Raw genomic sequence first — 24,598 nt, 5'->3', positions numbered from 1 at the left:
GAGTGGCTTAAATCAATTAGTATGGATTTTATAGGAACATTCTCCTCTAAATCGCGTATTAAAGCACATTAATGAATCTACTCGATACATTTGGTATGATAGAAACACGTATCGCTGGAGAGGGAGGAACTGTAATGAGTTTTATCAAAAAAATTAAAGATAGCGCGAGCCGGGTTACCGAAAAAGCCCAAAACTCAGTAGAGATCGGCAAGCTGAACGGACTTATTTCCGATGTTGAACAAGAGATGGAAGTTGAATTTACGAAAATGGGCAGACTTTTTTATGAAGGATATCGTTCAAAGGATATGTCGGTTGCTGAAGGTAAAATGGTGGAGCTGTCCCGTAATTGTTCCAAACTTCAGGAAAAAATCGAAGTCCTGCGGACACGAATTGCTGAGCTGAAAAATGAGCGGTTATGTCCATGTGGTCATATTGTGGCGCTTGATGCAAACTTTTGTCCGAAATGCGGAAGTAAGCTGGAGCCATTGTCCGCTTCGAGAAAGGTGCCTTCTACACCGGTATTTGTTCAATCTGTGAATGAAGATGATGAAGATCAATATTATGGCGCAGATGAGCTTACGGATGAAGAGAAGGAAATTGCAATGAAGCTGCACCCGCAGAGTGTCGTATATGCTGAAGTTCAGCATCTGGATGATGAGCTGCCATTTGAAGAATATAAGGCGAGCGAACAAGATATTGAGCGGGAACGTAAACAAGCCGAGCAGCTGGAACGGGAAAGAAAAAGACAACTTGAACTAGACCGTCGCTTCGGTGAATGGCACAAGAATGAGCATCAGGAGGAATCTGCGGTCACTGAGGACAATGGTGTACGAGATATGATCCAGTGCCAAATCTGTCGGAACGAATTACCTAAGGGCTCCTTATGGTGTCCGCGATGTGGGTCAGAGCAAATATAGAACGGATTTCAGTCAGCTTAGGGGGACAACAAGATGGAACAGCTGCTGCTGCATCTGCGCAATCTGGGCTTCACGGAGATGGAGTCCAAAATTATGGTAGAGCTTGCGACAAAAGGTCAGGCTTCTGGCTATGAGGTTGCCAAACAGCTCGGAGTTTCAAGATCGAATGTGTATGCGGCGTTACAACGCCTTACACAGCAGGGATATGTACGATGTGGCGAAGGAGAACCTGCGCGGTACAGTGTTCTCAATCCAGAAGAGCTCGCGACCATGATCTCGGGACGGGTCCAAGCTTCACTGGCTTATATGGAAAGTGAGATGCCTCGCGGTGGACCTGTTAGCCCATCGTTTTATAATGTGGAAGGTGACCGCAATGTATTGGGCGCTCTTATTCGCCAACTTAATATGGCTGAGCAAGAGATCGTAGTGGATATGTGGCGTGAGGAAGCGTCACTTCTGCGGAGTGAACTTGAACAGGCGGAGTTGCGAGGCGTTAGACTCTTATGGGCGTTTGACGGTGGCAATGCTGCTCCTGCCGCCTATCCGGTATGGCCGCCTCTCGGAAGAGATTCTCAGCGAACAGATGGACGGAAATTTTCATTCGTGATTGATCGGAGCTGGTGTATGCTCGGGATGCGCTATGAAGATGGATCGGCGCAAGCGGTTGTAACCGAGCACCCGGTCTTAGTAGATCTGCTATTAAATCATTTTGCACAGGAAATGGTGTTGTTCGAGCTGGAGCAGGATATGGGCGCAGAATTAGAAGAGCGCTACGGCGAACGTTACAGCAAAATTCATGGCAAATATGTGATGCATGATCAAAGTGATGATGGGGAAAAACAGGCGCAGTAGCTATTATAGGGAGGTGAAAAGCATGGAATGTATCGTACATTTTGAAGTGGTGCATGAGGATGGTCCTAAGAAATTGCGTGGACTTCTGTTTCTGGATAAGGGAGCAAGTCCCGGAGAAGCAGAGCTAGTTGAAATGTTCAAGGACATGAAATTTAACGTGAGACTTACAGACCGCGAGAAATTGATTTTTAAGCCGGTAAATCCGGGCGATTTCGTGGAGATTCGAATTACGGGTTATGATAACGGGCAAGAAAAGACCAAAGATGATCATAATTTAAAATCTATCGTTGGAAATTTATTACCACAGAAACCGACAGGTCTTTAAAGTGGGAAGAAAGGTTTCATTGATGGGAGAAGGAGGAGCACTATGGAGCTGTTGAGACAAAAAGTGTTGAAAGAAGGAATTGTACTCGGGCAAGGCGTGCTCAAGGTAGATTCTTTTCTGAATCATCAGATGGACCCCTTCCTAATGCGTGAAGTTGGCCGTGAGTTTATCCGCCGTTTTTCCGGCGAAGAAATTACGAAGGTACTGACGATTGAATCTTCGGGAATTGCTCCGGGGATTATGACGGCATTAGAGCTGGAGGTTCCGCTGATTTTTGCCCGTAAGCAGAAATCGTTGACGCTGACAGAGGATATTTATGTAGAGAAGGTATACTCCTTCACGAAGAAAGAAACGAATGAGATTACCGTTTCGAAGAAATTCATTGCTCCGGGTGAGCGGGTTCTGATTGTCGATGATTTTTTGGCGAATGGCGAAGCCGCCTTCGGACTTGCTCGTATTGTTGAGCAGGCAGGAGGAAGTGTGGTTGGGATTGGTATCGTGATCGAAAAAGCGTTCCAGCCAGGGAATCGGCTTCTGCAGGAAGCTGGCTACCGGGTAGAATCACTCGTGCGGATCGCTTCCCTGGAGGACGGAAGAATTTCTTTCGTCGAAGAAGAGGAAGGGCTACTCAGCTAAGATTCTTTAGTGTAGATTCGATGAAGTTAACAAAAAAACAGCAAGAGACAAGGTTGATAAGCCTGTCTCTTGCTGTTTTTTTGTGATGCACCGGTATGGCTTACCCGTTGCCACCGCATGCCGCTGCAGGATCGGCGTGGTGCTGCGCGCTAACCGCCGCAAGCGGCGAGAGCACCCGCAGCGCTCCTGGCTCGCAGCGTACGGCAAGCGGCCCTTTGCCGAAGCTCTCGCCATCGCCGATCGCCGGCCGGGCCTCTGCGAAGTTGACGGCTACGCTACGTCCACGCAGCATGGACACGAAGGGCAACGCTACATGCTTGCCCTTCAGTACCGTGGGGAACAGCCGCAGCAGTTGCCCGCGGCTGCACCCATGCACGACGCAGACGTCGAGCTGGCCGTCATCGGCCTTCGCCTGCGGGCAGATCAACAGCCCGCCGCCGTAGCTGGGCAGGTTGCAGACCGAGACCAGCCATGCCTTCTCAAAGACGTGCTCCGTCCCGTCGCACGCAACACTCACCCGGCATGGCTTAAACGTCATCAGCGTATGCAATATGCCGATGATATAAGCCAGTTGGCCTGCGCCAATGGCATTGCACAGCCGTTTGTAACGGCTGGCATTCACATTCTCGGCCACCTGAGCATCAAAGCCGTTGGCAACGGCTGTTAAAGTCAGTCCGTTTGCGCCTGAGATCAGATCGGCTTCGATATACCGTTCGCTAAGTGCAGCTTCCAGTGCGGCTTCAGTCGAAAGCGGAATGCCGAAGCCGCGTGCGGAGTCGTTACCGGAGCCGGCAGGGATGATTGCCATGGGAATGTCCTTGCCACGAAGGGCACCCAAAATGCTGTGCAGCGTGCCATCGCCGCCGATTACAATCGCGGCTTTCCAGTCCTCACGGTGTTTAATTGTATTTAGAACAAGGGCTTCTGCACCCTCTTCGCTATGCGTAAACAAGGTCATATATGGCAGCATCCGCTCTTTTATGAGCGTCTCTACAGTATGCCAGGTCCGTCCGCCTGCGCCCCCGCCGGAGCGTGGGTTTATGATGATTAGATACATTTAAATTCCTCCAGCCTGTAGAATTCCTTGATGCCCGTCTTTCCATTGTAAGGAGTGGATGGGCAAAAGGGAATACTTTTCAGCGATTAGAGGTGTTCCTTCAGTGGTGTTTATAGATGTCGAATCTGACTTTCCGCTACATCCCCAACCCAAGGAAGCTTATACCATCTGCTACTTAAAGCTTGATAGATCATAAGTAGCCATATAGCAAAACTGCAAAGAGAAAGGATTGCACTCATTAGGGCGCCAAGGAAAGGGATAAATCCGGTTAGAACATGGAGAATCATCAGCACGCCGAACGTAAGCAGTGATTGCAACGCGTGGAACAGCACGAAGCGGTTGCGTTTCTCCAGAGCGAGAAAGACCACGCCGCCGATAAAAGGGAAAAAATAGCACAGCGCGCCCGCAATATTATCGGGCAATCCGGTGGATGATTTGAAAGGGGACAAAGGGCTCACTCTCCTTCTACTTGGAGAAGAAGGGGGTTAGTTCACTACTCCTTCTTCCTTAAAAGCCTATGACTTGTCAGGAAAAAGTATGTTTAGCTCATTGTGGGTATAATATACTTTTCGAGCAGCTTGCGGGGGCTCTTCCAATTGTTTGTCTTACTCTCTGCTGTAAAGACCACAACCGCATCTAACTTAGGTAGGAGAAGGATTTGCTGTCCACCATGACCGTGGGCAAGCTTGTAGGGTTGGCCGCTCATCGTACCCACCCAGAACTGATATCCGTAATCTCCAAAAGCCGGGTATCCGGTAGTCTGTGCGGTTAGTGCCTCTTGGAGCCAATGCTTCGGAATGATCTGCTGCTTCGCAAATACGCCGTTATTAAGCAGACAGATTCCAAATTTAGCCATATCTCTTGAGTTCAAGTACAGACCAATATGTCCCATACTATGACCTTCGGGACTCGGTAACCAAGCCGTGTGAGTCATTCGGAGAGGGCTAAATAAATGCTCAGCAGCATAAGTAAACGCATCTTGACCTGTAGATTCACTTAAAATCATCGAAATCAAATGGGAGTCGATACTACGGTATTGAAATTGACCGATATGTTCCGGAATTATGTTCATACTAAGAGCAAAGGAACCCCAGCGGCGACTACGATGGAGATTCCGGACGAAGGGCTCCCCAAGTTTCTTGCCCGTGATCCAGCTAAATCCTGAAGTCATGGTAAGCAGATGACGGAGAGTGATTTTTGATAAATGAGGGGAGTGTAGGTATGGAACATGTTTACGAAGTACCTTGGAAACCGAGACATCGATATCAGGGATATCTCCCCGATCGATAGCGATTCCGGTAATTGTGCTGATAAAGCTTTTAGTCGCAGATCGAAGATCATTTAATGCCCCGGCATGATGGTTTCCGTAATAACGTTCAAAGATAAGCTTGCCATGGCGAGCAATAAGCATACTATGCATCTTTGGATATTCTTTCTGAATAGCATAATCAGCTTGTTCAAGGCCTTCACGGCGCGTTGCAGTTTCCTCAGGTAGCGCGATAGTCATCGCGGGAACTACGTTATAGGATGAAGTCAGTAATGGTGTGGGTTGGCCCATAGGATCTCTCCTTTTCTTGCTGTGGTATGTGTTAGGTGTGGCCTGCTATAGAGCATAATGTATTTTAACCCGACACGAGCAATATGACTTACGAAGAACATTATAAAAAATAAAAATTTTCCAATTAGCACATTTTACAAGGAAAGGTGGAAGTTGGACCGGAATATGATACAATATAACGATAAGGCCCGAAAGGGGTGATTCAGTAAGTGGCTCTTCGGGTAATAAAAGTGTCAAGGAGCTTTCGTTCAACAGGCGTCCTTACTCTCAGCCCAAATCACGACGAACCTGCTTCACCGGCGAACCAGTATCTCAAGGCTTTGAAGCTTTGAATTTTACGTTTTGGCGGATAATGCAAGCCACGTATGTGTAATGGTTACTTCACTTGCATTCGAGGTTACGGCGTACTTTTCATCATGCATTCTCTACAACGGAGCATTCATTTTCAATGTTTTGGGAGGGAACGATCATGGCAAGTAAAGGTCATAACGAAGTCAAGGAAAGTTTACGGGAAATGACACGTATTTTCCGGCCCAAAGATCCCAAGAAATTCGTAAAGGAGTACGTCCGAAAATATCGGATTACCGGAGGCTATGAAGAAGAACTGACCATGGTCGTGGAGCATGAGCTGGTAAAGATGAATTCATCCGTCTCCTAGCTAACAGATACGAGTGTCACTTACTTTTGACATCATTTTGAGTAATAACATCCACGAGGATTCTTATAAACCGTGCCCGAGCAGCGTTTGTTGCAGGAATCGGTTTTTTTTGTATGTACATTTATGAATAAGAAATATCGTCTCTCATAAAATAGTCAAATGAATTAATAGACACATTTCGTAATGAATGCGCTTTAATGATCATTTTTTATTTGATTGCGTTTTCAAAAAATGCGCATAAATGCAGGTAGGACAAGGAATTATTATGTCGAAAATTACAATGTGAACTAGTTGTGAACGATTGACAAAACTTTCCCTTAAACTTATATTAATAGTGATTGTTATAATTGACAGAAAAAAACAGGAACCTACGAAATCGGGAAAAGCGGGGTAGATCAATGATGAAAACGTGGCAGGCTGTAAAGCGACTCCTTCCCATGACCGCTATGTTTGGTCTCTTTCTTGCCGGGTGCGGCCGTGAGGACTTGTCAGTACTCAGACCACAGGGTCCTCAGGCGGAAATGTCTTATGGATTAATGGAGCTGTCGATCAGTATTATGATCGTCGTGTTGCTGATTGTCTTTACGATTGCAGCTTATGTACTGATCCGTTTCCGTCGAAAGCCGGGTCAGAATGAAATCCCTGAGCAGGTTGAGGGTAGCATCAAGCTTGAGATTCTCTGGACGGTCATTCCGCTTATCCTCGTAGTGGTACTGGCAGTTCCAACGGTGAAAGCAGTGTTCGCCGCAGGAGATGATCATGCCAATGACAAGGATGCGATTAAGGTTAAAGTAACCGGCCATCAATATTGGTGGGAGTTTGAGTATACCGATTACAAGGTGACTACAGCGCAGGATCTGATTATTCCAGTAGGCAAAGATATTGCTTTTGAGCTGGAGACTAAAGACGTGCTGCACTCCTTCTGGGTCCCTTCTCTTTCCGGTAAAATCGACACCAACCCAGCCGGGACGATTAACCGCTTCAGCTTCAGTGCACCTAATGAAGGCGTTTACCGTGGCAAATGTGCGGAACTATGCGGGCCGTCTCATGGATTCATGGAGTTTAAGGTAAAATCGGTTAGTGAACAAGATTTTCAGAAGTGGATAGATTCGATGAAAGCACCCGTAGCTGTGCTGCCAGAGGATCCTGCTTTAGCTGAGAAGTTCAAAGCGGCGTGTCTGACTTGCCACGCTGTAGGTGATCAAGGGATTAATAATGCGCCGAACTTGACCGGAATTGGTTCTCGGGAGTCGATTGCAGGAATCCTGCTCAACGACGACACGAGGGAGGATGGTGCACCAATTGAGGAGAATCTCAAAACATGGCTGCATGATCCACAATCCGTAAAACCGGGCAATCTGATGCCTAACCCCAAAGATCTAGGCCTAAGTGATGCGGAGATTGATGGCATTGCTGAGTATCTGGCCAACTATAAGCTGGACTAATGCCTTAGCCTAAAGGCGGGCGGAACTTTCGAAAAAGGGGGTACGAACTTTGGCTCAAGCAGCGCATACCTTGAATTCATCCAAGCCTCTGGGGCATGGCCACAGTGTGAAGCGCCATACAGGACTTATGGATTGGCTAACAACCGTCGATCATAAAAAAATCGCAATTTTGTACCTATGGGCCGGAGGATTATTTTTTGGTATCGGTGGAATTGAAGCACTTCTGATTCGCTGGCAACTCATCAAACCAATGAATAATTTTTTGGATGCCCAAACGTTTAATGAACTTATTACCATGCATGGTACGACGATGATATTCCTCGGCGTCATGCCAATCATCTTCGCCTTAATGAATGCTGTCATACCGCTACAGATCGGTGCACGTGATGTAGCCTTTCCTTTTCTAAATGCACTTGGCTTCTGGACCTTCCTGTTCGGCGGAATTCTACTGAATCTCAGCTGGATAATGGGTGGCGCTCCTGATGCCGGATGGACCTCCTACACCCCACTATCTACGAGTACATACAGCACTACACACGGTGTAGACTTTTATACGATTGGTCTTCAAATTGCCGGATTAGGTACCCTCATCGGGGGGATTAACTTTCTAGCCACGATCATTACGATGCGCGCGCCGGGAATGACCTACATGCGGATGCCGATGTTTGCTTGGACTACATTTATTACTTCCGCAATTATTTTGTTTGCATTTCCGGCAGTTACAGTAGGATTAGTACTGCTGACATTCGACCGGATACTTGGAGCCAATTTCTTCGAGGTTGGGGCTGGCGGTAATCCGGTGCTCTGGCAACATATCTTCTGGATATTTGGGCATCCAGAAGTATATATTCTCATTCTGCCTGCCTTCGGAATTATATCGGAGGTTATCCCGACTTTTTCGCGGAAGCGACTGTTCGGGTATAGCTCAATGGTGTTCGCTACCATCCTGATTGCCTTCCTGGGCTTCATGGTTTGGGCTCACCATATGTTCACTACCGGACTTGGACCAGTAGCTAATGCGTTGTTCTCTGTATCGACGATGTTGATTGCGGTTCCGACCGGAATCAAGATTTTTAACTGGTTGTTCACGATGTGGGGCGGGCAAGTGCGTTTCACGACACCAAACCTGTTCGCGGCAGGATTCATTCCTACCTTTACGATGGGTGGCGTCACTGGCGTCATGCTGGCTTCTGCGCCTGCTGACTTTCAGTTCCATGATACGTATTTTGTTGTAGCGCATTTCCACTACGTTATTGTGGGCGGATTGGTGCTTGGCCTGTTTGCAGGTCTGCATTACTGGTGGCCGAAGATGTTTGGTCGGATGCTAAGTGAAAAGCTGGGCAAATGGACCTTCTGGACATTTATTATCGGATTCCATCTGACATTCTTTGTACAGCATTTCCTTGGACTTATGGGGATGCAGCGCCGGGTATTCACGTATTTGCCGAATCAGCAATTCGATTTGCTGAATTTAGTCAGTACAATCGGTGCTGGATTGATGAGTGTTGGCATGATTATCTTCTTGGTCAACATCTTCCTGACTTCAAGAAAGCCGGCGGATGCAGCAAATGATCCGTGGGAGGATGGACGTACACTAGAATGGACGATTCCTTCGCCGCCACCGGAATATAACTTCAAGCAAACCCCGCTTATCCGTGGGATTGATGCATTCTGGAAAGAAAAAATGGCAGGAAATAAAGGCATGACTCCGGCAGAACCGGTCGGCTCGATCCATATGCCGTCTGCAACTATATTGCCGTTTACTATGTCTGTTGGGATTTTCATCGCTGGACTTGGCTTCATGTTCAGTCGGGACGACTTCGGCAACGCCTTTATGAGCTTTATGTTTAATAATTATATCGTTACAGCCATCGGTCTTATCATTACGTTTGGATCCATGCTGTTGCGTTCGCTGTATGATGATCATGGATGGCATATTGAACCTGAAGAGCTGGAAGGAAGTGAGCGGACATGACAACGGCACATGCAGAAGCTTCTAAGGAAGAATTTCCTCACGAGCCGGAAAAAGCTACGCTCGAAGGACGAAACAAGGTTCTTGCCTTTTGGTTGTTTCTAGGTGGGGAAGCGGTATTGTTCGGTACGTTGTTCGCTACGTTCCTCGCATTGCGTAATCAGACGAATGAGGGGCCATCGGCGAATGAACTGTTTCACTTGCCGCTTGTAGCTGCTGCGACATTCATTCTTTTGGTAAGCAGTTTGACGAGTGTGTTCGCTATTCAAGCGATGCATAGAAACCGTCCGGCTGTGCTTCGCAACTGGCTTTTGGTCACTGTAGCCTTAGGGCTTGGTTTCCTGATTCTGGAGATCTATGAGTTTACTCAATATGTGAGACACGAAGACTTCGGAATGACTACAAGTGCATTCAGTTCGGCATTCTATACATTAGTAGGATTCCACGGTGCGCACGTAGCTTTCGGGATTGCATGGATCTCCATCCTGATCGGGCAACTCATGCGTAAAGGATTAACCGTAGTTACTGCACCAAAAGTGTATGTGTCAGCCATGTACTGGCATTTTATTGATGTGGTATGGGTCTTCATCTTTACGGTTGTATACCTACTTGGAAAGGTGGGCTAGACACTATGACGACAGATCAGCATGTGCCGGAGAACGACGGGTATAAGCATCGCCATCGGCATGAAGGGCCACAGAGGCATATTGTTGTCTTTATACTGTCCATTGTCTTGACCTTAATTGCTTTCGCCGCTGTTGCGGCTGGAGGCGTGAATGCCACCTTTGCGGTTATTCTACTACTGGTGATGGCAGTCATTCAGGTTATTGTGCAGATGGGCTTCTGGATGCACCTGAAAGATAAAGGACATCTAATCCCGATTATTTTCATGCTGGGTGGTTTTTTTACCGCCGGTACCTGTATTATTATGTCGCTGTATTGGGTTTGGTGGAATTAACGGACTATAAAGAAAGAGGCGGGCTGCGATGCCCCCTCTTTTTGGTGTTTAACTAGATCCTGCGCTAGGAGGGGTTAGGGTTATGCTCGGATTACAATATTTTAGCTTTGCAGAACTATGGAGCCCGCTTTTTCTGGCGGTTATGCTGCTGCTGACGGCGGGTTATTTCGTTTGGATTGGTCCGATTGTTGGACGTTATGCGGATTCAGTTCCGGTTCCGTTCTGGCGAAGAGCACTATTTGTGTGCGGAATGCTTGCGCTTTATCTGGCACAAGGCGGTCCTGTTAGCTTATTAGGACATATGATGTTTTCATTCCACATGGTTAGTATGGCCTTATCATACCTAGTGGCAGTGCCGCTAATTATGCTGGGGATTCCAGATTTTATGTGGCGCAGCCTATTGAAAGTAAATCCCTTTCGTCGGCTGTCTTTCTTAGCTCGACCGGTGGTAGCTGCTCTTATGTTTAATGGACTATTTTCCTTGTACCATATTCCTGTTATCCATGATTATGTGATGCTGCATTTTACCGTTCACCGAATCTACTATATTGTTTTATTCCTAACCGCTGCCTTAATGTGGTGGACATTGATCAATCCGCTACCGGAGCGCCGAATGGCGAGTGGACTGGGCAAGATTGGGTTTATTTTTCTAAATATGGTATTGCTGACACCAGCATGCGGACTGATTATTTTTGCAGATCAACCGCTCTATGCTACTTATAGTGATCCGGAGACTTGGGCACTTGCCATGGGCTATTGTATATCGGGTGATCCTTCTGCCTTACTTCAGAATTTTGGGGGTCCTGCGTTCTTTGAATTGTTGTCACCAAAGGTGGATCAGCAGGTGGGAGGGATCGCGATGAAGTTCATTCAGGAATTTATTTTTGCCTCTATGCTTGCTTATGTGTTCTATCATTGGTATAAAAAAGAGAACGGACAAGAGGGCGATGAATTATCGACGCCTTCCTCAGCACTCGAGGAGAGCACCTTGACCCGTGCATAACTGGTAGACTGCCAAGGAGGAGAATCATGGATATTTTTACGGTGTTTCCAACTATTAGCACATCGTTCATCGTGCTTAGTGCGGTGCTCGTAGCTATTGGCTGGTGGCTCATCATTAAGGGCAAACGCGAGGCGCACAAGAAGACGATGATTGCTGCTGCAATCGCTGCGCTCCTGTTTTTTATTGTTTATGTCTCTAGAACGTTGTTCGTGGGGAACACCTCATGGGGCGGACCGGATGAACTACAGACGATTTATCAAGTGTTTCTGATCTTCCATATCGTGCTGGCAACGGTAGCTGCGGTATTCGGACTTACTACATTAACTCTTGGATTTAAAGCGAAGTACTCCAAGCACCGTAAGTGGGGCAGAGTGACATCTATAATCTGGTTCATTACTGCGATTACTGGCGTTATGGTGTATGTGCTGCTTTATGTTCTGTATCCAGGTGGACACACCAAGCCGGTGTGGGAAGTTATTTTGGGCGCGTAGGTTAGCTGTGTGAATAGAGCTTGTGGATTGGCGTGTGAAAAGAGCATGTGAATATGCGTGCGAATCGTACGTGAATTTGTGTGAATAGTAATGAAGTAAGCCTGTGTATCTGCTTGTTCCTAAATAGGGATAGTGGATGCCAGGCTTATTTTTAGGGAAAACCTCCCTGAAAAGAGATAAGTTTTGATCTCGAAAACGATAATTAGGGAATTTCTCCCTGTATTTTAACCGTTTTAGCTCTAAAACGTAGAATTGGGTGAATTATTAGGGAGAAATTCCCTAAAAACGTTGATTTCAGGCAAAATCCAAGTAATTTGAGGGAGATTTTCCCTAATTGTTGATCTACTTCACATGATGTCATACCTCAGATTGATCTGACCCAGCTCGCCTTCACCCCTCGCAGTTGCATATGGCAGTTACACCCACCGAGCGATCCCATCCACCCAGTAGTAGCATCCGCCAAGCAGTCGCATCTGTCGAATGGTCAGATTCACCCAGTTGCGCACCCACCGAGTCTTCGTATCTAACCACAAATCGCATCTACTCAACACCCCTCCACGAAGGAGCAACAGCCCCCGCATCCTGCAACCTACAACTTATAGGCGAAGCAACAATGAGGTAATCTCACTCCGCATTCTTCGCATACATTAAACCTTTCTACATGCAATGCTTAACCCTCTGATTAGTTAATCCCAATAATGATCAGCCCTCATGCGTGTATGGTCTTCTCCAAAGGAAGGGGAGCGAATACCTCCTAATCTCTTTGAATATTTACCATTTACAGGATTGACAATGGTAAATTAGGGACATATACTGTGTATATAGATATATACAGTAAGCACAGGGATATGAACAACTGCTTCCCGAAGACGCTGAAGACATTGTAAAGCGAGGTTAGCATTTATGAGAACAATAAGGGATTCGTGGTTTATCGTCTGCTCTGATTTTAGAGGAGACAAATTAAAAGTATTTGGAACACTCATAACCACAATTATTTTTATGGGTTATCTGGCTGGAATGATGAGTTTGGTAACAAATGACGTGCTAGCTAATCAAGATCGGACAATGTTAGCAGATTTTTTACTTCTCTCATTAATGCCGTTAATCGGAGTCTCATTCTCCCGTCGTTCTATGAAATATTGGAGTGAAGACTCCTACACAAGAATGTTGGCTTACTTACGAGCTTTACCGATTCCTGTGACAGTGGTATTAACTCGGAGAAAGTTTCAGGCGATAGGGTCCTTTACTGTGAATGGTGTATTGTTCTTCGGAATTGTCTATATGCTCGGTGAGAACTACCGCAAGGGGATGACATTACCGGCGTTTATTGCTTTTGCTATAACTTGGATCGGTGTAGGACTCATTGTTTCAGGCTTATATATTTTTATCGAATATCTATTTAGCGGAAAAGTTTATCTAGGGCTAACCGTGCTAATCGTAGTGGCATCTTGGGCAATATCGTTCCTGGTTATGCTAGGGGGAGGCAACCTATTCTTGTATAGCATCTCGCTTTCTAAGGAATGGGGGCTGCTATCCCCGATCATGTGGGGCACACTTCTGCTAGGGACAATATCCGTGCAATTATTCTCTAAATGGACTATCCATCGACTCAAGAGTCGCGATCTCGTATGAACAATCTGAAATGGCAAGGACGGCGCTCTAGCAAGCTAGAGTGGAAGGCGAGGTGTAAACATGTGGATACCCGTACAAATCAACGAAAATAGTGCTGAACCCCTCTACCATCAGATAGAGACTCAGCTTAGATCATTAATCATAAGTGGAGTTATTACAGAAGGTACGCTGCTCCCCTCGATTCGTGAGTTTGCTGGAGACCTGAAATGTAGTGTGATTACGGTGCGACGCGTGTATCAGGATCTAGAGAACGAAGGGTTGCTACGAACAAGACAAGGAACAGGTACCTTTGTATCCCATGTAGGTGCCTCTGCGATGGAGGAATATAAGCGAGAGACGATCAGCAAAGCGCTTGAGAGTGCAGTAGACATCGGTCGATCGGTACATTGCAGCAAGGAAGAGCTTGAACAGATTTTTCTGGAAATTGTAGAACGTAAATATAGAGAACAGGAATGAAAGGTGGGCGCTTACTCAGATGGTACAGATGGCGATAGAATTGCGGAATGTACGTAAACAGCGGCGTAGCAAGACAATTGGACCGCTAAACCTGAATCTGCCTCAAGGATATATCACAGCTTTGGTAGGTCAGAATGGATCTGGTAAAAGCACGTTACTGAATCTACTTCTACAGCTGTCGAACCCAGAGGAAGGTGATATTTATTGGTTTGAGAACAAGTATGATAACGAGCTGCCTATAGAGCTGCGACAATCTATTGCTTACGTCCCTGAGAATCCGATTTCAGAAGAGAATCACTGGAATGCGGAACAAGCGTCCCGATTTCGAAAGCATTGGTTTCCAAACTGGGATGAGTCGTATTTTCAGGATCTGATGGATCGCTTTGAAGTTCCGTATCATATGAGGCTCTCGAAGATGTCTAAAGGTGAGCGTCGGAAATTTGAAATTGCCGCAGCTCTTGCGTCACGCCCACGTCTGTTATTACTGGATGAGCCCTCTTCTGGCCTTGATCCTTTTGCCTGGAAGATTATGATGGAGACGCTTCACAAGTATATGGAAGAGACGGATGCAACGATGATTATCTCTACACACATTGTGGAAGAGGTACGGCGGCTGGCAGATTATATCGTGCTTATGCATAGGGGTGAACTGCTGGGTATGGCCGAAAAAGACAGTCTATTCGGTGCTTGGACTGAAGTGTGGGTGAATATTGCAGATGAAGAGGAGCTTGCTGAGTTATCAGCGGAATTACCGGGAGGCATAAACTTTGCCATGGATACACCGGGTGTAGCTTCGTTTATCATAGAACAATTTTCTAAGAACGAGAAACGCATTCATGACTTGGGCGTAAAAGTTATCAAGAGTCGCATTTTGGAATTAGATGAAATATTGGGTTTATGGACACAGGGATACCGTCCTATCCTGATTGATCACAAGAGAGGGGACTAGAGAAATGGAAGCCTTAAAGCTGGAAAGTGTAATGAAGCAATATGGAGAAAAAACCGCTGTAAACGGAATTAATTTATCGGTAGGCAAGGGGGAAATTTACGGATTACTGGGGGCAAATGGTGCTGGAAAAACAACCACAATGCGTATGGTGCTTGGCCTAATTTACCCTGATGGCGGGAATATTTTATATAATGGAAAGCCTTATAACAGCGAACTCCAGCAAATCATGGGCTATCTGCCCGAAGAAAGAGGATTATATCCAAAGGTAAAGGTAAGCGATCAAATCGTCTACTTGGCACGTCTGCGCGGGATGTCGGCTAGTGATGCAGATAAGAGTCTTCGCTACTGGCTCGATCGGTTTGAGGTTCCGGATTATTACAATAAGAAGATTGAAGAGCTCTCCAAAGGGAATCAGCAGAAAATGGGCTTTATCGCCGCAGTTGTTCATAAGCCGCAAATTCTCATCCTTGATGAAGCCTTCAGTGGTTTGGACCCTGTTAACGTGGAACTACTGAAAGATACGGTAAAAGAATTGCGTGATCAAGGAACAAGTATCTTATTCTCTACTCACCGGATGGAGCATGTTGAAGAGCTTTGCCGTAATATTACGATTTTGGATCGTTCCAATACTGTCGTGCAGGGCGATATTCGTACGATTAAGAGTGGGTATCCTCGTGAACAAGTATTGTTGCGTACGGATAACGAAGTGACTGGTCTAGAATCAATTGCAGGTGTAACAGCAGTACAGCGACAGGAGAGAGGTTATCTGCTGTCAATCAGTGAGATCGGCGCAGCACAAAGTATCCTACAGCAGGCGATGGCGCAGGGTGAAGTGGAGCATTTTGAAATTAAGGAACCAACGTTAAATCAAATCTTTATCAGAGCGGTGGGTGAATCTCATGAATAAGATGGGGACAATTATTGGCTTTACCTTTAAAAATAAAGTAAGAACGAAATCATTCATGATTACTACGTTAATTCTAGTGTTGCTGCTCAGCATCGGGATGAATCTTCCGTATATCATCGATCAGTTTAAGGGTGATTCTAAAACAAACGCAGAGACTCAAATTGCTGTGATCGCGGAAGATGGAAATCAGGCTGCAGAGTTGTTGAAGGCATATACTTCACCTGAAGGAATGCCGCAGGCGAAAGTTGTGCAATATACTTCTGCCGATGATGCGGAGCTAAAGAAAGCTTTAGATGAAGGGACTGTAGAGGGGTATGTTACTTTTGCAGAATCGACTGGTGAAGGACTTCCACCCGTTACTTATTATAGTGAAAGTGGTGAATTGAAGGGCGATGTACAAATCTATCTCCAAAATGCCCTTCAGCAGGCCAACACCCAGTTCGTTGTTGGCGACAAGCTGACACAGGAGCAGATTGCTGCTATGTCAACACCGGTACAGATAGCTACTCAGCAGCTCAACCCTGATGGGACTGCGGGAGATAAAGATGCGTCGCAGGAATCCGCTCCAGCTATTAATTACGTTATTGTATACGCCATGCTTATGCTGTTCTTCATGTCTATCATGATGACTGGTAATATGATCGCAGCTGAGATTACTTCGGAGAAGAGCTCACGGATCATGGAGATTCTGATTACTAGTGCCTCACCGTTAGCGCAAATGTTCGGTAAAGTTATCGGAGTGTTCTTAGTAGGATTATTACAAATTGGCGTCATTATCGCAGCGGTAGTCGTCAATCTTAAGCTTCCGCATAATGCAACGATTTTGAAAGATTTAGACCTGGATTTAGGCCAGCTTAATATTAACTTGTTGCTTTATGGGATTGTTCTTTATGTACTGGGTTATTTCCTCTATGCCTTGATGTATGCAGCTGTAGGTTCAATTGTCAGCCGTACAGAGGATCTTGGCCAAGCGGTTATGCCGATTATGATGTTAGGCTTCGTAGCATTCTATGTTCCACTATTCAGTATCTCCAATGCGGATACTCTGCTGGTTAAGGTTGCGAGTTATGTGCCGTTCACCTCTCCATTGACCATGCTGCTCAGAATTGGTGTCGGTGAAGTAGCGATTTGGCAAGTTATTGTGTCATTAGCCATCCTGCTTGTTACCACGTTCATCTTTGGATGGTTGGCTGCCAAGATTTATCGCACGGGCGTATTGATGTACGGTAAACGTCCAAGTATTAAAGAGATCAGAAAAGCGATGAAGGCTTACAAGATCTAAGTGGCTTAAATAACTTTTAAGGAGTGGTAATCATGACTAAAAGTGAACAAAATAATATGATGCTTTTAATGAGTTCGGTATCTCTAGCTATGGTTAGTAGAATGCTCCCGACAGATGGATCCATTTTAATGGATTTCACTCAAGGTGTATTAACTGGTATCGCCATGGTAGGGATGGTTGCAGGATTGTGGATGTACGGTAAGGCGCGTAAGAGCAAAGCGTTATAGTAGGAAATAAGGAAGCCGCGGCAGATGCCGTGGCTTTTTTGTATACATATCGTAAAAGTTATGTAGCCGCGGCTTGTCCTTTGTTGATATTCATTATGAAGGAGTAGATCTAATCTTAGCTTCATCCGGACTCAGCAGGCGTTATTTGCGAGTAAACCGCCTTTGGAAGATAGTTGCGGACTCCAGTGCAGCTGTTCGATATGGATGGGGGGTTAGTTGGTGTTTTTGATCCAATAAGGTCCATGAAGTTCGCAAACTTACCAAATGTCTTTTCCCATTAGGGCTACACAACGGATAGATTACCACTAGGCAGTAAATCCTCTTGAGCAGTCAGTTGCTCCCGCACACGCCTAAGCTGCGCTTTTAGTACAGGAACACTCTTTTGCAGGATGATGCTTATTTGAGGTAAAGATAGCTTTAGGCCATACCACATCGTTTTTATAAGCTGTTCCTCCCAAGGCAATGCCTTGGCAGACAGGAGAGACCGGCGTGCGTAATAATCGGCGCATTGTCGGATACAAGAGCGGTAAGCTTCGATAGAGAATAGCTGGCTGTCGAAGCTTTTTTGACGGAATATTTTATGAAGCTCTTTAAAAGTACGGATAGTAACCTTCTCGGCTTCTGCTGATTGTTGTAACAACATGGAACTGAGCATATAGATATCATTCGTACACTTTTGAACACACGCTGCAAATGTAGTTCTACGGGGGGATTCGGCAGGTAAGGGGTCAGGCATGATAAACACGATCCTTTCAGAATTGTTTATAGGATGAACCTATAATATAGAAAAGTAAGAAATGGATTTGTTGATAAGCTCGGCGGTATCAGGTTCTGGATAACTATGTTTTTGAAGCGCAACACTGGATGGTTTGTAATATAGCCGCCCTCCTTTGGAATCTCTCCCACCAGCGACAGCTCTGTACAGACGACCTTGCTCAATGTGCCCTGCCAAGGATTTACCCTGCAGCTTGGCTTTTAAATCCTGTAAAGCACCTTGCACTAGCTCAAACTGAGTCTGATCCCACTCTGAACCATGTGTACGTACTTTATCTATCGCTTCCTCTAGCCGGCAATGGTATATCATTCTGAGAAAAGAACTCCATTTAATAAGATCGAAAGTTTTGGTATTGGCAGAGATAAGACATGCCCCCCAGCTGCTACCTCCTTTACAGGTAAGTTTCAGGATGCCGTAACGGCTGCCTTGATCAGCCTCCATTCCATAATGAATAGGCTCAGGTGAATCAAAGACGAATACTTCTATGCGAGATAGTCTTCGCTGGTCCATGACAGTTTTCTCCTCCTTAGGTTTCCAAAAGCTTAAGATCTACATGGTGAATGTCATTAGCCTTCTCTATACAGGCGAGCATTTCAGCTTCATTCTCACAGACTGCGGCATGCTCTAGCCATAGTCTGAATTTCTGTTTGCGTATAACGGATAAATGTAAGGGAAAGGTGTTGCGGGATCTCATTACGTACCAACCGACTGCAACATCTTTCCACGGTTCCTTAAAAGCGGTGAGCCACGGAAAACGTTGGTGTGCTGACCAATCCTGCAGCTGTTGCTTTTCTCGGATATTTTTATATATTTCGTATATAATTGTTCGGTCCATACAGTATTCACAGGTAGATGGGCTGCTGAAATGGCGAAGTGATTCAATCTGCTTCTGACCAAAAGCATAGCCGACAATAGTTCTGTGATGATCCTCTTCGAACCACAACGCTCCAAAGCAAACATAATTTAGACTTATCGGCTCCAGTAGCCCTTGCTGAGTTCCCCAATAATAGTGTTTCATTCCTTTCACCCCGTCCAGCATGCTATCACCCTATAGATTCAGGTAACGCAAAAACCGCAGCAAGAGGAGGACCTCTGCTGCGGTTTTGGAATACAGGTATACACACACCTGTGCCAAAGCGTGGCGGATCAAGGGTCTCTCTCTTTACGCTTACGAGGTTAGCTGTCGGATTCGGACGGTGAGAGTCGCCCTACCTATGTGAGACTTGAACAGTCTCCTTCGGATTCACCCCAAGTAGGCCATGTGGCCTGATGGTTCCCCCGTTCCCTGCAAAGGCAGGAACTCAGCGTTGAATGTATTTTGTGAAATAGATTCAACCCGAATCATACTCTTTTCAAGGTGTTTCTGTAAAAACAGAAAGTGTTCTTTTGAGCGCGATTTTATCCATATCCTGCCGACTGCGACGAAAAAGGGAACCAAATAGGTATTTATTGCGAGTTATCGAGCCTCTTGCTCGCTTAATCTCGCTTTCTTATTTCCTTACCTATAAAGGCGATTTTTGGGGATTCGTCCAATCGTAGTGAATAAAATCACGTGGTACGCCCGTATTTCGCTAATCGATTCAAATTCGAGTAAACAAGAGATATAGAGAGATTGGATATCAAGTAAGCGCTCTCCAATGCGAAAATAGTTTTTAATTTGCATTATTTTGGCATCAATCAGGTTTTACAATACTTCCTGCATAAGGGTATGATTACTCCTGTTTCAATACAACAATCGAATATTTGATCCGCTTAATTTCCGATAAGGAAAGCGGGGGAACCAACAATCGGCAGACGATGTGAGAGTCGGAAGCCGGTTATGGGGTGAATCCTGTAGAGGATGCGAGTGTGCTCGCATCCTCTACAGGTAGGGCGACTCTCACCGCCCGAATCCGACAGCTAACCTCGTAAGCGTATGGAGAGAGGATGAGTGCAATGTGACCGCTAGGGAGCCACAGAGGAGAATCCTTTGTGGCTTTTTGCTGTGCTTTTTTAAGCAAAGCATTTATGGAAAACCTCACAAAGAGGTCGTTATATTCATCATTAGCGGTAGCTTTTCTTTCAAGACCAGGGTGATCAAGCTCTGATCTTACAAGCGAAGCATTTGAGGAGAATAAGAGATGACAGATCAGAATGAATATGTACTGGTATGTGCGCCAACGAAGGCAGGAGAACATTTTATTAAGCTTCTAAAATTCAGAGGCATTAAGATGGCCGGCTTGACTAACAACTTGCCTGAGAAGTCCTTACTTGAAGAGATAGGGATTGAGCAAGTCATTCTAGTAGATACCCGCCATCAGAATACTTGGTTTCGCCCGCCGTTCCCGGTAGGCCGGGTATATCTGTTCGAGAGCAGCTTTACGTTATGCTGCCGGTATATTCAGATGTGCCGCACCTGGACGACACAGCCGATTTTTGTAATCACAAGCTCAATAAATCCTAGATTGGTCTATAAAAGACTTGGCGCAAGTTATGTAATCTATTCCCACAGTGGTGATGCTGATTTTCTGATCGATAAATCACCTCATTAAGGATAAAAGAAGGAGTGCGGGAGATATGATGGATCTGTATATGGTGGCTTCATTAGCTGTAATTTACGGGTTATTTTATGGATTTATGCGCTGGTGCGCTAGTGTAGTTGACGATACAGGGAGGGATAAGCTGTGATTATAGTCATCACTGTTACCCTACTGCTATTTGTATACCTGGTTTACGCATTGATTCATCCGGAGAAATTTTAAGGAGGGGCATTCATGGGCATTTTACAAATTGTTGTTGTAATTGTGATTCTCATCTTGCTGGTTAAGCCGATGGGCACATATTTATATCATGTATTTTCTAATGAACCGAACCGTACGGATCGATGGTTTGGAGGTATGGAAAAAGGAATTTATAAGCTGATCGGCCTGAAACAACGGGACGGTATGACCTGGAAGAAGTATGCGCTCAGCTTTGTTTTAACGAATATCGTACTCGTTACTTTCAGTTATATTGTTCTTAGATTACAGCGAGGATTACCGCTAAATCCGAATGGAATTACAGATATGGAACAGACGCTTTCATTCAATACGGTGATCAGCTTTATGACCAATACGAACCTGCAGCATTATAGCGGGGAGACGGGTCTTTCGTATTTTTCACAAATGGCTGTCATCACGATGATGATGTTTACGTCTGCAGCGAGCGGATTTTCTGTTGCGGTTGCTTTTGTCAGAGGGATCACAGGCCAGAAATCAGTCGGGAACTTCTTCGAGGATTTCGTCAAAGCACATATTCGTGTGTTCATTCCACTAGCTTTGTTAGTTTCATTGGTGCTGGTAGGCTTGCATGTGCCGCAAACGCTAAAGCCTTCGCTTGAGGTCACTACTCTGGAAGGGCAAACCCAACAAATTGCTATCGGGCCAGTCGCTTCTTTGGAATCGATCAAACATTTGGGCACGAATGGGGGCGGCTTCTTCGGGGCTAATTCCTCACATCCTTTTGAGAACCCTAATCCACTTACGAATGTTCTGGAGATTCTCTCCATGTGGATGCTGCCGGCTTCGCTACCTTATATGTACGGATTGTTTGCGAAGAACAAACGTCAGGGCTGGGTGATTTTTACTGCGATGATGACCTTGTTCGTACTGCTATTAAGCCTGAACTTTTATGCAGAATCAAAGGGCAACCCTGCGATCAATGCACTAGGAATTGAATCTTCACAAGGTAGTATGGAAGGGAAAGAGGTACGCTTTGGCATACCGCAGTCTTCCTTGTTTACTTCAGTAACAACCGCAGCTACAACAGGTAGTGTTAACAATATGCATGATACGCTGACGCCACTGGGAGGCATTACGCCTCTTGCACTGATGATGCTCAACAATGTTTTCGGTGGGAAAGGTGTCGGACTAATTAATATGCTGATGTATGCCATCATGGGAGTCTTCCTATGTGGATTGATGGTTGGTAGAACACCGGAGTTTCTCGGACGGAAGATAGAGGCCAAGGAGATGAAGCTGATTGCCATTGCGATCCTTGTTCATCCATTCATTATCCTTGTGCCAACCGCAGGTGCATTCCTGACCGATTTGGGGCAAGGAGCGATTACGAACACTGGATTCCATGGGCTCAGTCAAGTGTTATATGAATATGTCTCTTCTGCCGCGAACAATGGTTCAGGCTTTGAGGGACTTGCGGACAACACAACCTTTTGGAATGTTACAACCGGGATTGTCATGCTGCTAGGTCGTTATGTCTCTATTATCGCAATGCTGGCGGTAGCAGGTTCTCTGCTTAAGAAGAAGCCGGTTCCTGAGACGATTGGCACGTTCCGCACAGACAATGGACTGTTTACGGGAATTCTGATTGGTACCGTAGTGATTATTGGTGCGTTGACGTTCCTGCCGGTCATTGTACTCGGTCCCATTGCAGAATATCTAACCTTACGGTAGGAAGAGGGAGAATAAGATGAGTACTGTAAAAAGAAAAAAACTGCTGACGGGACCCATACTCCTTAGCGCTGTAAAGGATAGTTTTATAAAGCTTAACCCAGTAACGCTAATCAAAAATCCAGTCATGTTCGTGGTAGAGGTCGGTACGATCATTGTCCTCCTCATGGTGCTGGCTCCTGGATATTTTAATGCAGAGCAATCGATAGGCTTTAATATCACTGTGTTGTTCATTCTGCTATTCACAGTGCTATTTGCGAACTTCGCTGAAGCATTGGCGGAAGGCCGGGGTAAAGCCCAAGCCGATTCGCTTAAAAAAACAAAACAAGATATCACAGCTAACAAACTGGTTGGAGGAGCGGTGAAGACAGTCTCTTCCTCCGAGCTGCGTAAAGGAGATATTGTCATCGTCAGTCAGGGAGAACTCATCCCTGGTGACGGTGAAGTGATTGAAGGGCTAGCTTCCGTAGATGAATCAGCGATTACAGGTGAATCTGCACCTGTAATCAAGGAGGCTGGTGGGGACTTTGGATCCGTTACAGGTGGTACACGGGTCGTCAGTGATGAGATTACAGTCAGAATTACAAGTGATCCTGGTGAGTCGTTTCTAGATCGAATGATCTCCCTTGTTGAAGGGGCGAAACGTCAGAAGACACCGAATGAAATCGCACTAAATACGCTTTTGATCAGTTTGACGCTGATTTTCCTGATTGTAGTAGTGACCTTGCGGCCAATTGCAACTTATCTAGGTGTTGATCTTGATATTCCCGTGATGATCGCTTTGTTGGTCTGTCTGATTCCGACTACCATCGGGGGACTACTCTCGGCAATCGGAATAGCGGGTATGGACCGGGTGACACAGTTTAATGTACTTGCGATGTCGGGTAAGGCAGTCGAGGCTGCTGGCGATATTAATACGATGATCCTAGATAAGACTGGTACGATTACCTTTGGGAACCGGATGGCGAGTGAATTTGTAACTGTTGGAAATGAATTGGAAGCGGAGCTTACGGCATGGGCGGCCATCAGTTCTTTAAAGGATGAGACGCCTGAGGGACGCTCTGTGATTGAACTGGCTAAGAAGCTGGAACGCAGCTATGACAACAAGCTTGCTGAAGGCGGGGAATTCGTAGAGTTTAAAGCGGAAACTCGGATGAGTGGTATTGATCTCCAAGATGGACGCTGCGTACGTAAGGGTGCGGTAGACTCCGTGAAGAAATGGGTGCAGTCGAAAGGCGGGGTCATTCCCGCGAATCTGGACAGTAATTCTGATGCCATCGCCCGAATGGGGGGAACCCCGTTAGCGGTTGCAGTAGACAACCGGATCTATGGACTTATTTATTTGAAGGATACCGTTAAGCCAGGCATGAAAGAGCGGTTTGATGAGCTGCGGAAAATGGGGATCAAGACCATCATGTGTACGGGCGACAATCCGCTGACCGCAGCTACAATTGCCCGCGAAGCGGGTGTAGATGATTTTATCGCTGAAAGTACTCCTGAGGATAAAATAGCAGTCATTCGCCGCGAACAGAACGAAGGCAAGCTGGTTGCGATGACAGGGGATGGTACCAATGATGCCCCTGCCCTTGCACAAGCTGATGTGGGCTTAGCCATGAACAGCGGTACGACAGCCGCTAAGGAAGCGGCAAATATGGTTGATTTGGATTCTGACCCTTCGAAGATTATTGAGGTCGTTGCGATTGGTAAACAGCTATTGATGACGCGGGGCGCGTTGACAACTTTCAGTATTGCGAATGATATTGCGAAGTATTTCGCTATTATTCCGGCGATGTTCATGCTAGCCATTCCGGAAATGGAAGCTCTGAATGTAATGGGGCTAGGCTCACCAAGCTCGGCTATTATATCGGCATTAATATTTAATGCGATTATTATTCCGCTGCTCATCCCACTGGCTATGAAGGGTGTCTCGTATAAAGCTATGAGCTCTACGAAGCTGCTCGGACGTAATATTTTTATCTATGGGCTAGGCGGAGTTGTTGTTCCTTTTGCGGGCATCAAGCTCATTGATATGATCGTAAGTGTATGGATTTAATGACGTGTTGACTAATCA

Annotated in this window: 28 protein-coding genes and 2 riboswitches; of the genes, 21 read left to right on the top strand and 7 right to left on the bottom strand. The window is 45.9% G+C overall.

Annotated features, from left to right (window positions below):
* The first annotated feature begins 134 nt into the window (after positions 1-134).
* Genes CA598_RS19080 through CA598_RS19065 form a run of 4 tightly spaced genes read left to right on the top strand, consistent with a single transcriptional unit; the run spans position 135 to position 2,730 of the window.
* A complete protein-coding gene (locus CA598_RS19080; RefSeq protein WP_094877493.1) occupies positions 135-917 on the top strand; it encodes a zinc ribbon domain-containing protein in 783 nt (260 codons plus the stop codon).
* A 33-nt stretch (positions 918-950) separates the two neighbouring features.
* Positions 951-1,769 carry a TrmB family transcriptional regulator gene (locus tag CA598_RS19075; RefSeq protein ID WP_094873964.1) on the top strand — a complete coding sequence of 273 codons (819 nt, stop codon included), beginning with the start codon at positions 951-953 and terminating at the stop codon, positions 1,767-1,769.
* Between the two features lie 22 nt (positions 1,770-1,791).
* On the top strand, positions 1,792-2,094 hold the full coding sequence (locus CA598_RS19070) for a hypothetical protein (RefSeq protein ID WP_094877492.1): 303 nt from the start codon (positions 1,792-1,794) through the stop codon (positions 2,092-2,094).
* A 42-nt stretch (positions 2,095-2,136) separates the two neighbouring features.
* Positions 2,137-2,730 carry a xanthine phosphoribosyltransferase gene (locus tag CA598_RS19065; protein WP_094873968.1) on the top strand — a complete coding sequence of 198 codons (594 nt, stop codon included), beginning with the start codon at positions 2,137-2,139 and terminating at the stop codon, positions 2,728-2,730.
* A 100-nt stretch (positions 2,731-2,830) separates the two neighbouring features.
* Here the strand turns inward: CA598_RS19065 and CA598_RS19060 are convergent, their stop codons facing one another.
* From CA598_RS19060 to CA598_RS19050, 3 genes are all read right to left on the bottom strand, one after another.
* Positions 2,831-3,787 carry a diacylglycerol/lipid kinase family protein gene (locus CA598_RS19060; protein ID WP_094877491.1) on the bottom strand — a complete coding sequence of 319 codons (957 nt, stop codon included), beginning with the start codon at positions 3,785-3,787 and terminating at the stop codon, positions 2,831-2,833.
* Positions 3,788-3,897: 110 nt separating this feature from the next.
* Positions 3,898-4,236, bottom strand: coding sequence for a DUF4870 domain-containing protein (locus CA598_RS19055; RefSeq protein WP_094873972.1), 339 nt, complete (start codon positions 4,234-4,236; stop codon positions 3,898-3,900).
* Positions 4,237-4,328: 92 nt separating this feature from the next.
* Positions 4,329-5,345, bottom strand: coding sequence for a serine hydrolase domain-containing protein (locus tag CA598_RS19050; RefSeq protein WP_094877490.1), 1,017 nt, complete (start codon positions 5,343-5,345; stop codon positions 4,329-4,331).
* A 469-nt stretch (positions 5,346-5,814) separates the two neighbouring features.
* On the opposite strand from CA598_RS19050, the gene CA598_RS19045 reads away from it, so the two are divergent.
* The 7 genes from CA598_RS19045 to CA598_RS19015 all read left to right on the top strand — a co-directional run bounded on the left by CA598_RS19045 (position 5,815) and on the right by CA598_RS19015 (position 11,872).
* Complete coding sequence (locus tag CA598_RS19045) at positions 5,815-6,003, top strand: hypothetical protein (RefSeq protein WP_042123803.1); 189 nt, start codon at positions 5,815-5,817, stop codon at positions 6,001-6,003.
* A 398-nt stretch (positions 6,004-6,401) separates the two neighbouring features.
* On the top strand, positions 6,402-7,448 hold the full coding sequence (gene coxB / locus CA598_RS19040; RefSeq protein ID WP_042123804.1) for a cytochrome c oxidase subunit II: 1,047 nt from the start codon (positions 6,402-6,404) through the stop codon (positions 7,446-7,448).
* A gap of 127 nt (positions 7,449-7,575) precedes the next feature.
* On the top strand, positions 7,576-9,423 hold the full coding sequence (gene ctaD / locus CA598_RS19035; protein ID WP_094874004.1) for a cytochrome c oxidase subunit I: 1,848 nt from the start codon (positions 7,576-7,578) through the stop codon (positions 9,421-9,423).
* A complete protein-coding gene (locus CA598_RS19030) occupies positions 9,420-10,046 on the top strand; it encodes a cytochrome (ubi)quinol oxidase subunit III (protein ID WP_094877489.1) in 627 nt (208 codons plus the stop codon). Before ctaD ends, CA598_RS19030 begins: the two co-directional genes overlap by 4 nt.
* Before the next feature lie 5 nt (positions 10,047-10,051).
* Complete coding sequence (locus tag CA598_RS19025; protein ID WP_042184535.1) at positions 10,052-10,378, top strand: cytochrome C oxidase subunit IV family protein; 327 nt, start codon at positions 10,052-10,054, stop codon at positions 10,376-10,378.
* Positions 10,379-10,460: 82 nt separating this feature from the next.
* Positions 10,461-11,381, top strand: coding sequence for a cytochrome c oxidase assembly factor CtaG (gene ctaG / locus CA598_RS19020; RefSeq protein WP_094877488.1), 921 nt, complete (start codon positions 10,461-10,463; stop codon positions 11,379-11,381).
* 26 nt (positions 11,382-11,407) lie between these two features.
* The gene (locus CA598_RS19015; RefSeq protein ID WP_042123812.1) at positions 11,408-11,872 is read left to right on the top strand and encodes a DUF420 domain-containing protein; all 465 of its coding nucleotides are present in this window, start codon (positions 11,408-11,410) and stop codon (positions 11,870-11,872) included.
* Between the two features lie 390 nt (positions 11,873-12,262).
* Here the strand turns inward: CA598_RS19015 and CA598_RS32350 are convergent, their stop codons facing one another.
* Positions 12,263-12,412, bottom strand: a complete 150-nt coding sequence (locus tag CA598_RS32350) for a hypothetical protein (protein WP_179283708.1) — start codon at positions 12,410-12,412, stop codon at positions 12,263-12,265.
* A 363-nt stretch (positions 12,413-12,775) separates the two neighbouring features.
* Between CA598_RS32350 and CA598_RS19010 the strand changes: the two genes are divergently transcribed.
* From CA598_RS19010 to CA598_RS18985, 6 genes are read left to right on the top strand one after another with little or no spacing between them, the layout of a single operon-like run.
* Positions 12,776-13,504: a hypothetical protein gene (locus CA598_RS19010; RefSeq protein ID WP_094873978.1), complete on the top strand. Its 729-nt coding sequence runs from the start codon at positions 12,776-12,778 to the stop codon at positions 13,502-13,504.
* A 60-nt stretch (positions 13,505-13,564) separates the two neighbouring features.
* Positions 13,565-13,960: a GntR family transcriptional regulator gene (locus tag CA598_RS19005; RefSeq protein WP_094873980.1), complete on the top strand. Its 396-nt coding sequence runs from the start codon at positions 13,565-13,567 to the stop codon at positions 13,958-13,960.
* A 19-nt stretch (positions 13,961-13,979) separates the two neighbouring features.
* On the top strand, positions 13,980-14,909 hold the full coding sequence (locus tag CA598_RS19000; protein ID WP_094873982.1) for an ATP-binding cassette domain-containing protein: 930 nt from the start codon (positions 13,980-13,982) through the stop codon (positions 14,907-14,909).
* Positions 14,910-14,913: 4 nt separating this feature from the next.
* Positions 14,914-15,816, top strand: coding sequence for an ABC transporter ATP-binding protein (locus CA598_RS18995; protein WP_094877487.1), 903 nt, complete (start codon positions 14,914-14,916; stop codon positions 15,814-15,816).
* Positions 15,809-17,098, top strand: a complete 1,290-nt coding sequence (locus CA598_RS18990) for an ABC transporter permease (RefSeq protein ID WP_094877486.1) — start codon at positions 15,809-15,811, stop codon at positions 17,096-17,098. The genes CA598_RS18995 and CA598_RS18990 overlap by 8 nt, the downstream gene beginning before the upstream one ends.
* 32 nt (positions 17,099-17,130) lie before the next feature.
* Positions 17,131-17,325, top strand: a complete 195-nt coding sequence (locus tag CA598_RS18985; protein ID WP_094877485.1) for a hypothetical protein — start codon at positions 17,131-17,133, stop codon at positions 17,323-17,325.
* A 283-nt stretch (positions 17,326-17,608) separates the two neighbouring features.
* Here the strand turns inward: CA598_RS18985 and CA598_RS18980 are convergent, their stop codons facing one another.
* From CA598_RS18980 to CA598_RS18970, 3 genes are read right to left on the bottom strand one after another with little or no spacing between them, the layout of a single operon-like run.
* The gene (locus tag CA598_RS18980) at positions 17,609-18,061 is read right to left on the bottom strand and encodes a hypothetical protein (RefSeq protein WP_094877484.1); all 453 of its coding nucleotides are present in this window, start codon (positions 18,059-18,061) and stop codon (positions 17,609-17,611) included.
* Positions 18,062-18,100: 39 nt separating this feature from the next.
* Positions 18,101-18,610: a hypothetical protein gene (locus CA598_RS18975; RefSeq protein ID WP_094877483.1), complete on the bottom strand. Its 510-nt coding sequence runs from the start codon at positions 18,608-18,610 to the stop codon at positions 18,101-18,103.
* 16 nt (positions 18,611-18,626) lie between these two features.
* Positions 18,627-19,118, bottom strand: coding sequence for a hypothetical protein (locus tag CA598_RS18970; protein WP_143812423.1), 492 nt, complete (start codon positions 19,116-19,118; stop codon positions 18,627-18,629).
* 133 nt (positions 19,119-19,251) lie between these two features.
* A riboswitch (cyclic di-AMP (ydaO/yuaA leader) is annotated at positions 19,252-19,417 on the bottom strand.
* 422 nt (positions 19,418-19,839) lie between these two features.
* Positions 19,840-20,030: riboswitch (cyclic di-AMP (ydaO/yuaA leader) on the top strand.
* A gap of 190 nt (positions 20,031-20,220) precedes the next feature.
* Here CA598_RS18970 and CA598_RS18965 point away from each other — a divergent pair.
* The 4 genes from CA598_RS18965 to kdpB all read left to right on the top strand — a co-directional run bounded on the left by CA598_RS18965 (position 20,221) and on the right by kdpB (position 24,580).
* Complete coding sequence (locus CA598_RS18965; protein WP_094877481.1) at positions 20,221-20,631, top strand: hypothetical protein; 411 nt, start codon at positions 20,221-20,223, stop codon at positions 20,629-20,631.
* 132 nt (positions 20,632-20,763) lie between these two features.
* Positions 20,764-20,841 (top strand): K(+)-transporting ATPase subunit F, encoded by a 78-nt coding sequence (gene kdpF, locus CA598_RS33500; RefSeq protein WP_094877498.1) that lies wholly within the window; start codon positions 20,764-20,766, stop codon positions 20,839-20,841.
* Positions 20,842-20,853: 12 nt separating this feature from the next.
* On the top strand, positions 20,854-22,530 hold the full coding sequence (gene kdpA / locus CA598_RS18955; RefSeq protein WP_094877480.1) for a potassium-transporting ATPase subunit KdpA: 1,677 nt from the start codon (positions 20,854-20,856) through the stop codon (positions 22,528-22,530).
* A gap of 16 nt (positions 22,531-22,546) precedes the next feature.
* Positions 22,547-24,580, top strand: a complete 2,034-nt coding sequence (kdpB, locus tag CA598_RS18950) for a potassium-transporting ATPase subunit KdpB (RefSeq protein ID WP_094877479.1) — start codon at positions 22,547-22,549, stop codon at positions 24,578-24,580.
* Positions 24,581-24,598 lie beyond the last annotated feature (18 nt).

The sequence above is a fragment of the Paenibacillus sp. VTT E-133291 genome (genome assembly GCF_002264395.1).
Classification (GTDB): domain Bacteria; phylum Bacillota; class Bacilli; order Paenibacillales; family Paenibacillaceae; genus Paenibacillus_AQ; species Paenibacillus_AQ nitricinens.
This window is presented reverse-complemented; position numbering and strand designations above follow the sequence as displayed.